Source organism: Chloroflexota bacterium, from assembly GCA_016235055.1.
Classification (GTDB): Bacteria; Chloroflexota; Anaerolineae; order JACRMK01; family JACRMK01; genus JACRMK01.
This window is the reverse complement of record JACRMK010000018.1, coordinates 62554-76377: the sequence shown is the minus strand read 5'-3', so window position 1 is coordinate 76377 and position 13824 is coordinate 62554. Positions and strand designations below refer to the sequence as shown.

Below are 13824 nucleotides of genomic sequence, written 5' to 3'. Positions count from 1 at the left end.
CATTATTCGTCGAATTGGCTTGCGTGATAAGCACCTGAACTCCAGCGCATGACAAGCCGACATTGGAACGTACCCGACCATAGCCAAATTGAGAATTGCTGGTGGACGCCCAGCAATTCTCATTTTGGAGTCGGTCGCCAGTATGCCCCTCATCCCCTGGCCCCTTCTCCCCGCGCGCGCGGGGAGAAGGGGAAAAGCTAATGGGGATTAGCGCGGCGGCGCAGCCGCCGCGCTAATCCCCTTAGAATCTCGCCCCTTCCCAACGAAGTTGGGAGGGGGTCGGGGGGAGGGCAACGCCGCTCTCTTGTCGAGCCAGCATGCGTGACAAGTACCAGGGGCCAGTTCATAGCAAGCCGGCATTGGAAAATACCTGTCCAAAGCCAAAATGAGAATTGCTGGTGGACGCCTGTGTTGTTTGTCGGGCGATGCGGTGGAAGGTATACTGTCACCGCCAAAATGCGGTGGCTATTGCTCACATGAATCGGCGCAAGGGGGGGCCAACCTCTGGCGCATGTTCGCAATTGTTGTTCTCGTCGCCAGTTTGGGGCGTATTGAGCCATGACCGAACGTAGACCCAGGATGACAGAGTTCGTCTGCGCCGCGATCATCAGCCTTGCCCTGGGGCTGATGGTCACGTTCGCGTCGGACGGTCTGAACGAGCGCGCCAGCCATCGCGCCGAGGTCATCGCCGCGCAGTTCTCCACGTTGGCGGGTGAGCCGTACGTGGTCGGCGGCGTGGCGACGTACTACGCCCCATTCCAGAACCGCGTGCTGTTCCCCTTGCTCTTCGCTGCCGTCAGCCAGATCAAGCTCATCTCTACATCTGCATGGTTTGAACTGCTGCGCTTTGGCATCGCGGTACTACTACTCGTCGTCTGCTGGTGGGTGCTGCGGCGCGTGGCCGATACGACGCTCAAACAGACGGCCGCTGGCTGCCTACTGCTGGCGTACTCGCTGGTGTTTACGTTCAACGTCTGGTGGGAGCACACCTCAGACTACCCCGATGCGATCTTCACCCTGCTACTGATCGCCGCGACGGTGGCGCGCAACCGCTTCGGCGTTGTCGTGATCGCGCTCTTGGCCGCCGCCAATCGCGAGTCAGCCGCATTCGCGGGCGTGCTCTGGATCTGCGTGTATGGACTGGACGCCGTCCGCAAGGTGCAATGGCGGGAACTGGCGTTCGGCGCGGGCGTTTCGATCGCCGCGTATGCTGCGGTGCTGGCGTTGCGCTTCGCGTTCGGCGGGCCGAAGGCTATCGACGCGAGCTCGCAATGGGTGATGGTGTTCAGCAATCTGCTGCCGAGCATGTGGGCGGTGCTCACGCATCCCGGCATATCGTCCTGGCCAGTGCTGGCATTTGCCATGTTTGCCCCGGTCGTGCTCTGGATCGCGGCCAACTACGGCGTGCTCGGCGCATTGCAGAAGCGGCTGCTGGCCGCCGCGCTGGCGATGACGGCGCTCTCGCTCGTGTTTGGCGTCGCCGTCGAATTGCGCATCTTCATTCCGCCACTGGTGACGCTGGTTGTCGTCGCCGCGTGGGGCGAGGCGCTGGCGTCGCGAAACCAGGTCACACCGTCGCCCGCGTGAGATAGGGTGTATTTCAGATCGGGGGCGAGATTTGGCGCATGACCATTCAGCCGTCCACATCGTCACTCCCGCGAAAGCGGGAGTCCAGAGGCAACACCTCTGGGTGCGGGCGCATGGCAATGCGCCTTTTGGAGTCGGCTGCCAATATGCCCCCTCATCCCCTGCCCCTTCTCCCCCGCGCGCGCGGGGGAGAAGGGGCCAAGCTAACGGGGAGGTGCGCGGCGGCGCAGCCGCCGCGCACCTCCCCTAAGAACCTCGCCCCCTCCCAACGAAGCTGGGAGGGGGTTGGGGGGGAGGGCAGCGCCACTTTTTCGGCGGGCCAGCTTGCGTGACAAGCGCCTGAGAGCCAGCGCATCGCAAGCGGCATTGGAAAGTACCCGTACAAAGCCAAATTGAGAATTGCTGCGTAAGATACGCGCGCTTTGCGTCTTTCGGTCGCTTTGGGTATGATGCAAGGCGGTCTGCATGGTGCAGGCCGCCTTCCTTATGATGAACTGGCGCAACCGATTACTGACGATTGGCGTACTGCTGGTTGCCTTTGCCGCGCGACTGTACACGCTGGGCGATGTGCCGTTCTGGTACGATGAAGGACTCGTCGGCTGGACGGCGCGCCGCTGGATTGTTGACACCGCGCTCTGGACCGCCGCCGACGTTCACCCGCCGCTCTACTTCTGGGCGGTCACCGTCTGGCGGCTGTTCGCCGGCGAGACCGAGTTTGCGCTGCGCTTGCTCTCGGTCGCGTTCGGCCTCCTGTCGGTCGTTGCGGTCTACAAGATCGGCGAGCGCATTCACGACCCCGCGCTCGGCAATCTGGCCGCGCTGTTCCTCGGCCTAAGCCGCTTCCACATCTGGTGGTCGCAGGAACTGCGGATGTACATTCTCGGTTCCATGTTCATGCTGTTCTCCGTCTGGCTGACCCTCCGTATCGCGCACGGCCGCCCGCGGCGCGCCGATTGGGTCGCCTACGTGCTGGTCTCGCTCGGCGGCCTGCTGTCGATCTACCTCGTTGCCTTCGCGCTCGCCTTCGAGTCGCTCTACATGACGATCCTGCTGGCGCTCGGCTGGCTGAACCAGCGCAGCGGCGGCGCGCGCTTTGCGGCGGCGCAGGGGTTGGTGACCTGGCGCAAGTACCTTGGCTGGGTCGCGGCGCAGGCAACGGTGGTGCTGCTCTTCCTGCCCTGGTTCATCCTCTTCGCCCGCAGCTATCGCACCTGGTCGGACTCGACGCCGTTCGAGTTTACGCTGTTCGTGCAGTTCTACTCGACGATGCTGGCGGCCGGGGCCGCGGCGAATATCGACGAGTGGCTGTGGCCGGTGCTCGGCGTCTGGGCGATCCTGCTGGCCGGCGCGCTGATTGGCTTGCGCGGCAAGCATGACGGCGCAGGGCGGCGCGGCGGCTGGCTGATTGTGTTCCTGCTGGTGCTGCCGCCGCTGACGGTCTACCTCGGCACCTCGCCGCGCAGCTTCTTCTACACGCCGCGCGTCGAAGCGCGCTACCTGTTCCCGTTCATCTGGACGTTCTCGCTCGTGCTGGCGTGGAGCGTCTGGCGCATCGCGCGGGCGCAGAAGTGGCTGGGCGTGGTGGCCGCCATCGTCGTAATCGGCGTGTTTCTCGCGGCGAACAGCCAGTACTACGCCGGGCGCATTCCGAACGACGTGTACCAGTCACTGACGGCGACCCTGCGCGCGCAGATGCTGCCGGGTGATGGCGTGGTGCTGCACGACGACCGCACCTGGCCGATCTTCGAGTTCTACTTCCAGCAGCCGGATCGCATCTGGCGCGGCGTGCCGAACGGCGCGCGCATGCGCGAAGGCGACGCCGAGCGACTGCTCGGCGACTTCTGGCAGGCGCACGACGCGCTCTGGATGGTCTGGAACGAGGACGCATTGCGCATCGACGAGGGGCACCAGTTGGAGCTGTGGCTGGCCTCGCGTGCGGTGCTGACGCACGAGACCGGCTTCGGCACCAAGAGGCTTATCCTATATGTGCGCACACCGGAACGCGCGCAGGCGTTCGGACGCCTGTCGCCGGGAGCCGCACCGACCTATCGCACACCAATGACGGTGGGCGGAGGCCTGACGCTCGTCGGCTACGACCAGGCGTTGCGCCGCTATCGTGTCGGCGACGACGTGCTAGTCGGCCTGTACTGGCAAAACACGACGCCCGCCACGCTCGCCGCCGTATTGAAGGATGCGGCCGGGCGCGAAGTGGCGCGGCAGACGCTTGCGGTGCCGGCGGGCGCATCGCGTTCGGTAGCGCGCTTTGCGGTGACGACTGCGCTTGCACCGGGCAGTTATCAAGTTGTGGTGGTGATGGGCGATACCGCTCAGTCGGTGGCTCAGGCGGAGATCGCTTCCAGCAGCGGCGCGTCGGCGACAACCGGTTTGCCATCGTTCACGCCGCATGAGGTGCGCTTTCAGAACGGCATCCGCCTGCTAGGCTACGATATGCTCGGGACGCTGCTGCACCCTGGCGACAACGTGCAACTGACGCTCTACTGGCAGACCGATCAGCCGGTCGCGCAGCGCTACAAAGTGTTTGTGCACCTGCTTGGTACGCAGTGGAACCCGCGCAGCAACAACCCGCTGTGGGGCCAGCGCGATCAGGAGCCGGCGAACGGCGCGCTGCCGACGACCGCCTGGGGTGTGGGCAGTGTCATTGAGGATGCGTACCTGTTCCGCATTGCGCCGGATGCGCCGCCAGGCAAGTACCAAATTGAGATCGGCATGTATCATCCGACGACCGGCGAGCGCCTGATGGTGCAGGCGGCCGACGGCACAGCCGATCACGCGATCCTGTTTGACGTCCAGGTTCAGTAAGACGGGAATCGAAGCTACCACCACAGAGACACAAAGGCACAGAGAAAACCATGCAGGACTTTACTTTGTGTCTCTGTGCCTCTGTGGTGAGAGGCTTTAATTCGTCTTGCAGAAGACGAATAGCTCCTCGCAGCCGCGCTTGTGCGGCACGGAGTCGGGCGGCGGCTCGCGCGATTCGAGCGCGAGGCCGCGCTGCTGGCATATGAAAACGAATGGATCGGCGTGGATGGCGTAGGGCGGGCCGCCCTTGAAGTTGCCGACCGGGTACGCCAAGGCGACATACGCGCCGCCCGGTTTCAGCAGGCGCGCCACCATGTCCGCGTATGCGGGACGTTGCAGCGGGTCGATGGCGCAGAAGCACATCGAGTCGTACAGGTAGTCGAACTGTCCATCGAGTTCTGGCGGTAGTGCGAATAAATCGGCCTGCATGACCGTCACCGGCGCAGTCGGGTCGGCCAGTTCGCGCATCCACTGCACCGCTTCGGCGGCGAAGTCGGCGGCGGTGACGGCGAAGCCGTGGCGCGCCCATTCGCGGGCGTCGTAGCCGTGGCCTGCGCCGGGCACGAAGACAGCGCCGGGAGCAAAGCGGCCTTCGTTCAGCAGACGCGATAGCACAGGCGTAGGGCCGCCCAGGTCCCACGAGAGTTTTTGGTTGCGGTAGATCTGTTCCCAGAAGTCTGGTGTATTCTGGCTCACGGCGATGCCCTCCGGCATGCCGTTAGCATATCACAGTTCGGGACAACAAACGATGTGGAAAATCACGGCTGACGATCTGGAATCGATTGCCATCGGCGCCGGCATTCTTGGCACCGGCGGCGGCGGCAACCCGTATCTCGGCAAGGTGCGCATGCGCGAGCACGTCAAGGCGGGGCGCACGGCGACGATCATCCGGCCGGAAGACGTGCCCGACGACGCCTGTGTGGTGTCGGTCTTCAACATGGGTGCGCCGACGGTTGGCTATGAGCGCCTGCCGCAAGGCGAGGAAGAGTGGACCGCACTGCGCGCGCTTGAAGCGCACATCGGCCGCAAGGCCGACGCCATCGTGCCGGGCGAGATCGGCGGCTCGAACTCGATCGCGCCGCTCGTCGTCGGCGCACAGTGCGGCGTGCCGGTTATCGACGCCGATGGCATGGGGCGCGCGTTCCCGGAACTCCAGATGGAGACGTTCACGTTCAATGGCGTCTCGATGACGCCGCTCGCGCTGTCGAGCCATAAGGGCGAAACCGTGATCCTGCGCGACATTGACGATCCGCACGAGGTCGAGCGGGTGGCGCGCCGCTGGGCGGTGGCGCACGGCGCGCGCGCCGGCACGGCCGGCTCGGTGATGACCGGTGCGCAACTGAAGGCGTTCGGTATTCCCGGCACGCTCACGCTGGCGCGGCGCGTCGGCGAGGCGGTGCGCGCGGCGCGCAATACACGCGCGGATATTCACGCGGCCGTGCTGGCTGTGACGGGCGGGCGGCGGCTGTTCACCGGCAAGATCGTGGATGTCGAGCGGCGCACGACCGCCGGCTTCGCGCGCGGCGAGGTCACGCTGGCGGCCGACGATCAGTCGCGCTGCATGATCGCGTTCCAGAACGAGAACCTGATCGCCCGCGCGATTGCACCGGACGGCAGCGAGCGCGTGCTGGCGATTGTGCCCGACCTGATCTGCATCGTCGACAGCGAGACGGGCGAACCGGTCACGACCGAGTTGCTGCGCTATGGCCTGCGCGTCACGGTGCTAGGCATCCCGGCGCCCGTACAACTGCGCACGCCGCGCGCGCTGGAGTTCGTCGGGCCGCGCGCCTTTGGTTACGACACGGATTTCCGGCCGCTGGAGTTAGTGGCCGGCAAAGGATAGACTCTCATGCGGATCGGAATCGACGTCGGCGGCACGAATACGGATGCCGTCCTGATGGACGGGCGGCGCGTCGTCGCCTGGGCTAAATCGCCAACTACGCCGGATGTGACCGGCGGCATGCTGGCGGCGCTGCGCGCGCTGCTGGCGCAAGCGCCGGACGTAACGCCCGCGCGCGACATCAGCGCGGTCATGATCGGCACGACGCACTTCACCAATGCGGTCGTCGAGCGCAAGCGGCTGGCGCCGACGGCGGCGGTTCGTCTCGGTGCGCCGGCCACGGCGGCGCTGCCGCCGATGGTCGACTGGCCGGATGACCTGCGCGCGGCGATCGGCGGGCGCGGTTACCTGATCGAGGGCGGGCACGAGTTCGACGGGCGCGAGATCAACCCGCTGGACGAGAAACGCCTGCGCGAGCTGGCGCGCCAGTTGACGGACGAGGGGATCGAGGCGGTCTCCGTGACCGGCGTCTTCTCGCCCGTGACGCCCGCGCACGAGGAGCGCGCCGCCGCCATCCTGCGCGATGCCGCACCGGGACTGCACGTTACGCAGTCGCACGAGATCGGGCGCGTCGGCCTGCTCGAGCGGGAGAATGCGACAATCCTGAACTCCAGCCTCGTGCGGCTGGCCGGGCAGATGACGCAGGCGCTGCGCGATGCGCTGGCCGGCATGCAGTTGACCTGCCCGTTCTACCTCTCGCAAAATGATGGCACGCTGATGAATGCCGAATATGCGGCGCGTTTCCCGGTGCTGACGTTCTCGTCGGGACCGACAAACTCGATGCGCGGCGCGGCGTTTCTGTCGGACGTGAAGGAAGGCATCGTCGTGGACATCGGCGGCACGACCAGCGATGTCGGCATGCTGCGGCACGGCTTCCCGCGCGAAGCAGGCGCGTCGGTCGAGGTCGGCGGCGTGCGCACCAACTTCCGCATGCCGGACGTCTACTCGTTCGGGCTGGGCGGCGGCAGCCTGATCAGGCGCGAACCGGAACTGAGCATCGGGCCGGACAGCGTCGGCTACCGGCTGACCGAGCAGGCGCTGGTGTTCGGCGGCGAGACACTCACGGCGTCGGACATTGCGGTGGCGGCCGGGCTGGCTGTGATGGGCGACCCGGCGCGCGTCGCGCATCTTGATCGCGTCTTTGCCGGCCAGGCAGTACAGCGCATGCGAACGATGCTGGAGACGGCGATTGACCGCATGAAGCTCGCCGCCGATCCGGTGCCGGTTGTGCTGGTGGGGGGCGGGCATGTGCTGGTCGGCGATCAACTGGCCGGTGCATCGGTCGTGTTGCGGCCGGCCAACTGCCAGGTCGCCAACGCTATCGGCGCGGCTATCGCGCAGGTCGGCGGCGAGATCGAGCGCGTATATGACCTGAGCGCCATGAGCCGCACCGCCGCGCTGGACGCGGCCCGGCAGGAGGCGGTCGATCGCGCGCGCGCCGCCGGAGCGGCGCCATCGTCGATCGAAATCGTCGAAGTCGAGGAAGTGCCGCTGACGTACCTGCCGAGCAACGCGACGCGCATTCACGTCAAAGCGGTCGGCGATCTGGCGGCTTGACGCGTCGCAAAAATGCGCGGGGCGACCGGCGTCAGGCGGACGTGCCGATGCCTGCCTGGGCCGGTCGTGACGTGTCTCGCGTGAGTGGGCGGGTACTGGCGCGGGTTGACAGGCAAGCCGCCTCACGGTAACATTGCGCCAGTGCGATGCGCGATCAGCGCCACTACAGCGTCGAAGGACGAGGTTGCCGGAATGAACTGTGAGAAGTGCGGGTCTCCACTGTTGCCGACCGATACGGTCTGCTCCAACTGCGGCACGCCGGTTCGAACGTCGTCGCCGGGCCAGCCGGCGACAGGCGCCAATCGATTCCGGCAGGTCGAGGCAGAGTACTTTCGCCTGCGCGGCCAACTGGCCAGCGGCCGGCTGACGCAGGAACAGTTCGAGGCGGCGCTGCAGCCGCTCATGTTTCAGGATGAGCAGGGTCGCTACTGGATGATCGGCGTCGAGAGCGGCAAGTGGCATGTCTTTGACGGCAAGACCTGGGCCGCCAAGGATCCGCCGGTTGCGGTGCTCTCCACCGCGCCGCTGCCTCAGATCTCACCGCCGATCCACCCCTCCGATCCGGGCATGCCGCTGGCAAAGCCGAACCGCGCGCGCCTGAACGTATTGCGCGGTGCGGCCAACATGGCGATGATCGAGTTCGGCCGCGAAGGCGCGACGCTCGGTCGGGCGACCTCCAATTCGCTGGTCGTCAACGATGCGCAGGTGTCGCGTTTGCATGCGCGCATTGACTACGACGGCGCGACCTGGACGGCGCGCGACCTCAACTCGCGCAACGGCACCTATGTCAACGGCCGTCGCATCACGGCGCAGGCATTGCAGAACGGCGACCAGATCACCGTCGGGATCACCGTCCTGACCTTCCAAACATAGCAACTAGCAACTAGCAGCTCGTGTCCGGGTAGGGGGCAAACTCATGAGTAATCCAGCCGATCCGCGTTTCCGCGACGTCGAAGCGCAATACGCTGCGCTGAAGACGCAGTTGGCGGCCGGGCAGGTGACGCGCGAGCAGTTCGAGGCTGCGCTGCAGGCGCAGATGATCCTCGACGCGCAGGGGCGCTACTGGATGATCGGCGCCGAAAGCGGCCGCTGGTATATTCACGATGGGCAGAACTGGGTGCAGCAGGATCCGCCTGGCGGTGCGCCGGCGGCCGCCCCGCCGCCTCTGCCCACGCCCGACGAGCATCGCGCCGCGCGCGCCGACTCCGCGACGCTCTCATCGTTCATCCCGCCACAAATACCGAAGACCAGCCAGCCGGATCTTCGCCCGGATCAGGCGCAGACCTTGGTCGGATTTACGCCACCCGTCATTCCGCCAAAGGCGACCGGCCCGGCGGCGCGACCGGATGCGCAGACCATGGTTGGCTTCACGCCGCCGACCATTCCGCCGCAGGCGGGCACGACCGCCGCGCCGACGCAGACCGGGGAACCGCCAAAGCGTGGCGGCCTGTCGCCGGTGCTGATCATGGCGGTCATCTTCTTCTTCGTGTGTGTCATCGGGCTGGCGGCGCTCGGCTGGGCGGCTGCTTCGCGCTTTGCGCCGGATCAGGCGCCGACCCCCACGACCGCTCCCACGAGTGTTGTGGCTGTCGCAACGAGCGTACCGACAACCGCGCCGGCCACGGCTACCAATGTGCCGCCGACCGCGGTGCCGCCTGCGACGAGTGCGCCCGCCATTCCGACCATCTCGATCATCGCGCGGCCGTCGTCTACGCCGACCGTGGCCGCCACCGTGACGAGCGTGCCGCCCAGCGCGACGGCCACGAACGTTCCACCGACAGCGACTGCGACGAACCCGCCGCCTCCGCCGCCCACGCGCACGCCGACCCCGCAGTTCTCGCTGACGTTTGCGTTCCAGGGCTATGAGCGTTGGGGCCAGCCCGATCCGAACGATTGCACACTGTTCAATAACAAAGTTCCAGTGCGGCAGTTCAAATGGGATGCGTTCTTGACCAACCGCTCGTCGTCGACGATCGCACCATCCGACTGGACCACGCAGGCGTTTAATGACAAGGGCGGTTCAGCGCGAGTCTGCATGTCCAACCTGCCGAATATTCCGGCCGGGCAGACCGCCAAGTCCACATGGGTGGCGTACGTCAACAACGACCAGTTTGTCGCGCGCGTCGTACACACGGTGCGCGGCACGCCAGTCCAGCGTTGCCTCGACGCCGCGTGGAAGGAGACGGACTGTTAGCCCGCCGGCCCGCCGAACGCGCGCAGATATTTGTCGCGATTGGCGCTGCGGGCCAGCTTGCCGTTTGATGTTTTGATTATCCAGTCGTGCTCGCCGACCAGCCGCACATCGGCCGGGGCGACATCGAGCTCGCGGGCCACGCGCCGTCGAAGTTCCAACTCGACGGCGCGTTTGTTTTCAGCGCCGGGCGGCGCGTCGAGTTCGCATACGATGACGATCCGCTCGGTGCCCGCGCGCGCGTCGGACACGCCGAAGGCGACGGCGCGACCGGCGTGGACGCCGGGCACACCGCTCGCGATCGCCTCCAGATCGTCCGGGTAGATGTTGCGGCCGCCGCTGATGATCATATCCTTCTTGCGCCCGCAGACAAACACCTCGCCAGCCGCGATGTAGCCCATATCGCCCGTGCGGAACCAGCCCCCGTGGAATGCCTCGGCCGAAAGGTCGGGCCGTCGGAAGTAGCCCCGAAGCATGTACGGACTGCGTATCACCAGTTCGCCCACACGCCGCTCATTGAGAGCCTGTCCCTCGTCGTCGAGCACGCGCACCTCGGTGCCAGGGAACGGCCGGCCGCAACTGATGACCGGTGTCGCACCGGGCGCATCCGGTTCCGCCGGCGCGGCGCGGCGCTCCACTTGCAGCGCGGCCTGGTTGACCCAATCGACACGATAGCCCTCGGCGTGTGGCGAGGTGCTGACCCCGACGACGTTTTCCGCCAGTCCGTATGCGGCGCTCAGCACTTGTGCCCGCAGGCCATAGGGTGCGAATCGCTGCGCAAACATGCGCAGGCTGTCCAGTCGCACCGGCTCCGAGCCGTTCACGATCACACGCACGGCGCTCAGGTCGCAACCGGCGAGCTCGCGCTCCGCCACCGCGCGCGCGCAGTGGTTGAACGCGAAGTTCGGCATCCAGCAGAGCGTGCCGCGATAGCGGCTGAAGGCGCGGAACAGCGCGCCCGGCTGGCGCACCCAGTGAAACGGCGACATCAGCACGGTCGGGATGCCCTTCACCAGCGGGAGCAGGAAGCCGATGACCAGCCCCATGTCGTGGTAGAGCGGCAGCCACGACACGACCACATCGTCAGCGCGCACGGCATATGCTTCGCTCAGCGCGTCAAGGTGCGCCAGCACGGCGCGGTGCGAGAGCACGATCCCTTTCTGCAGGCCGGTCGTGCCGCTGCTGTATTGCAGCAAAGCGGGGGCGTCGTCGCCCGGGGGCAGGGCGGGTAGCGGAGATCCGACATCGTCGACGCGCTCATCGGCGGCGATGACGCGGCAGTCGAGACCGGCGACCAGCGCGCGCACGGCCGGCTCCAGCGCGACCGAGGTGATCACGATGCGTGCACCGGCCTCGGCGGCCAGCGCATGCACCCGCGTCGCATACGTGCCGGCATCGAGCTTTGGCGTCAGATATGGGAAGATCGTTGGGAGCGCGCCGAACCCCAGTGCGCCCCAAAACCATTCGATCAACGCCATCGTGTGGGGCATTACCAGCACCACCACATCGCCGGTGCGCGCGCCGGCCCGAGCCAACGCCGCCGCGCGCATCGACATCGCGGAGGCGATTTGCGCGTATGTGACCGGCTGCTCGGCGCCGTCTTCGCCGACGAAATGGATTGCGACGGCGTTAGGTGCCGCAGCGGCCTGCGAGAGCAATGCTGCCGGGAGTGAGACGTGCGCGGACGCGCTCATGGTCGCCTCACGCGCTCGGCCATCAGCGAGAGCGTGTCCATTGCGGCGGCCGTCAGTTCGAGGTCGGGGACATAGACCCCGTAATGGTCTTCGATGTACACGGCGATGCGGCCCAGCGCCAGGGAGTCGAGCAGGCCACCGCTGATGAGCCGTTGGTCGTCGTCAAGTCGCAGATTGGGCTGCTGCAGCACCTCGCGGGTGATGAACGCGCGCAAATCCTGCACAATGGCGTCGTGGGTCATGCTCATGCTCGCAGCATGCCGTCCAGTTCGCCGGCGGCTTCGCAAACGAGTATGGCGAAGATCAGCGGCAGTGCCGTGGCGAACTCGCGGCCGTGGCGACGCTTGCCGGCGACTGCCCGCGCAATGCGCTGCAGACGCACCAGCGGGATGACTGGCGTCGCCAGCAATATGAGCCAGCGCTTCGGGCCGGCCGAGCGGCGCGCGCGAGCCTGGCCGAGCAAGCGGCCGCTGATGACCTGGTGGCGCGCGATGCCGCCGAGCGTGTACGGCTGCTTGACGCGCACGACACAGGCCGGGTTCGAGCGCAGGCTGCGCATCTGGCCGCGCAGGTGCTCGTTCACGTCCTGCGGCCAGAAGCCGTTGGCGGCGATCCAGCCAGCGTCCTCGGCTAACGCGGCGCGCTTGTATGAGACGTTCTCGCCGGGCAGGTCTGCGCTGGATTCGGCCAGCGGCGGCATATGCCGCGCCCAGCGCACGAAATACGTCGCCCGGTCCAGCAGGCTGGCACCATCGGCCAGTTCGAGCGCGCCGCCGATGCCGGAGTGGTATGCGGCATGCGCGCGCACAATTTCGTCGATCCAGTTGGCGTCGGGCACGCACGCGCCGTCGGTCAGCGCGATAAGCCGACCCTGCGCCCGCCCGATACCGACTGCCCAGCGATGCGGCGCCAGGCCGGACGGCGGGGCGTCCAACACGACGCAGTCGCGCACGTGTTCGCGCGCAATGCGCTGGTCGTCGGGTCGGTGCGATACGACCAGCACCTCGACGGCGCGGCCGCCGCGTTGGCGTTCGATGGACGCCAGGCACTCGCCGAGCGCGGGAGGCGCGTCGGCGGCGATCACGATGGATAATTCCGGTTCGGTCATTTCGTACGTTCGATCTCCACACACTACGAGTGTGTCTGCAAGTCACGCAGCGCCTGCCGCGCGTGCAGGTAGGTGTCGATCCAGCCGGACTCCAGCGCGCGGAACAGCCGACGGTTGCGCAGCACCCGAACGTCGACGCGGTCCAGTGCCAGGGCCGTGCCGGCGGCGCGCGCGAATCCCAGGCGAGCGCTGAACCCGGCGCGAAACTGCTGCCCGGCCAGGATACGCAGCCAGTCGGGCAGCGTGTCGTACGGGCTGGCGAATGCGGTGACCGGCAGACCCAGCCGATCTTCGAGCCGTGCCCGCAGTGTGGAGAGCGCCGTCTCGGCGTCGGCGGGCGACATGCGCCGCAAGTCAGGCTCGGCGGGCAGGCGCAGGCCCAGGGTGATGCCCTGCCCGGCCACCACGCGCAGCGCCGGCCAGTCCATCAGTGTCCGCGGTCCGCGTCGCCCGGGCGCGCTGCGCGAGTCGACTGGCGCAACAAAAAGGAACGCAGCGTATGCGTAACCGTGCAGGTACGGCAGCGCGTGGTCGCGAAAGTTGCGGTACCCCTCATCAAACGTCAGAACCGCGCTGCGGCTTGGCCACCCACTGCCCAGCCCGGCCAGCAGTGCATCAAGCCCCAGCACGCGCCAGCCATTGGCCAGCAGTAGCTTCATCTGCCAGCGAAAGAGTTCCGGCGCGAGCGAGCACGCGCTGCCCTGTTCGTCCAGCGAGCAATAGCGCAGGATCGGCAGGCGCGCACGCACCAGTCGTCCCGACGTGACATCGGGAAACAAACGGGCGATGGTAGCGGTTTGCGTGGTCAGCATCGGCGATCGGCCCCGGTTCCCCGCAGCCGCGACAAGCCGGCGCGGATGAACGCGCCCATTCTAGCACGAACGGCGAAGCACGCCCAAGCGTACCTTTTGCCGGCAGCAATTCCCAATTTGGCTTTGTACGGGCACTTTCCTATTGCGGTTCGTCATGCGCTGGTGCTCAGGTGCTTGTCACGCAAACCAATTCGACGAGCAGGTGATGCTACCCT

At 66.7% G+C, this 13824-nt stretch carries 11 protein-coding genes; 6 read left to right on the top strand and 5 right to left on the bottom strand.

Annotated features, from left to right (window positions below; translation table 11 throughout):
* Positions 1 to 579: 579 nt before the first annotated feature.
* Entirely contained in the window at positions 580 to 1587 is a 1008-nt protein-coding gene (locus HZB53_04930; protein ID MBI5876976.1) for a hypothetical protein, read from the top strand.
* 465 nt (positions 1588 to 2052) lie between these two features.
* Complete coding sequence (locus tag HZB53_04925; protein ID MBI5876975.1) at positions 2053 to 4407, top strand: glycosyltransferase family 39 protein; 2355 nt, start codon at positions 2053 to 2055, stop codon at positions 4405 to 4407.
* A gap of 96 nt (positions 4408 to 4503) precedes the next feature.
* On the opposite strand, the gene HZB53_04920 is transcribed toward HZB53_04925, so the two are convergent.
* Positions 4504 to 5103 carry a methyltransferase domain-containing protein gene (locus tag HZB53_04920; GenBank protein ID MBI5876974.1) on the bottom strand — a complete coding sequence of 200 codons (600 nt, stop codon included), beginning with the start codon at positions 5101 to 5103 and terminating at the stop codon, positions 4504 to 4506.
* A 52-nt stretch (positions 5104 to 5155) separates the two neighbouring features.
* Between HZB53_04920 and HZB53_04915 the strand changes: the two genes are divergently transcribed.
* The 4 genes from HZB53_04915 (at position 5156) to HZB53_04900 (ending at position 9998) form a co-directional block, all read left to right on the top strand.
* Positions 5156 to 6250: a DUF917 domain-containing protein gene (locus tag HZB53_04915; GenBank protein MBI5876973.1), complete on the top strand. Its 1095-nt coding sequence runs from the start codon at positions 5156 to 5158 to the stop codon at positions 6248 to 6250.
* A 6-nt stretch (positions 6251 to 6256) separates the two neighbouring features.
* Positions 6257 to 7804 carry a hydantoinase/oxoprolinase family protein gene (locus tag HZB53_04910; GenBank protein ID MBI5876972.1) on the top strand — a complete coding sequence of 516 codons (1548 nt, stop codon included), beginning with the start codon at positions 6257 to 6259 and terminating at the stop codon, positions 7802 to 7804.
* A 192-nt stretch (positions 7805 to 7996) separates the two neighbouring features.
* Positions 7997 to 8677, top strand: a complete 681-nt coding sequence (locus HZB53_04905) for an FHA domain-containing protein (protein ID MBI5876971.1) — start codon at positions 7997 to 7999, stop codon at positions 8675 to 8677.
* 43 nt (positions 8678 to 8720) lie between these two features.
* Positions 8721 to 9998, top strand: a complete 1278-nt coding sequence (locus HZB53_04900) for a hypothetical protein (GenBank protein ID MBI5876970.1) — start codon at positions 8721 to 8723, stop codon at positions 9996 to 9998.
* On the opposite strand, the gene HZB53_04895 is transcribed toward HZB53_04900, so the two are convergent.
* The 4 genes from HZB53_04895 to HZB53_04880 are packed head-to-tail and all read right to left on the bottom strand — an operon-like array spanning position 9995 to position 13609.
* Complete coding sequence (locus HZB53_04895; protein MBI5876969.1) at positions 9995 to 11689, bottom strand: AMP-binding protein; 1695 nt, start codon at positions 11687 to 11689, stop codon at positions 9995 to 9997. The genes HZB53_04900 and HZB53_04895 overlap by 4 nt on opposite strands.
* Complete coding sequence (locus HZB53_04890; GenBank protein ID MBI5876968.1) at positions 11686 to 11931, bottom strand: acyl carrier protein; 246 nt, start codon at positions 11929 to 11931, stop codon at positions 11686 to 11688. The genes HZB53_04895 and HZB53_04890 overlap by 4 nt, the downstream gene beginning before the upstream one ends.
* A 2-nt stretch (positions 11932 to 11933) precedes the next feature.
* Positions 11934 to 12797 (bottom strand): glycosyltransferase family 2 protein, encoded by an 864-nt coding sequence (locus HZB53_04885; protein MBI5876967.1) that lies wholly within the window; start codon positions 12795 to 12797, stop codon positions 11934 to 11936.
* Positions 12798 to 12820: 23 nt separating this feature from the next.
* Complete coding sequence (locus HZB53_04880) at positions 12821 to 13609, bottom strand: polysaccharide deacetylase family protein (protein ID MBI5876966.1); 789 nt, start codon at positions 13607 to 13609, stop codon at positions 12821 to 12823.
* Positions 13610 to 13824: the final 215 nt, after the last annotated feature.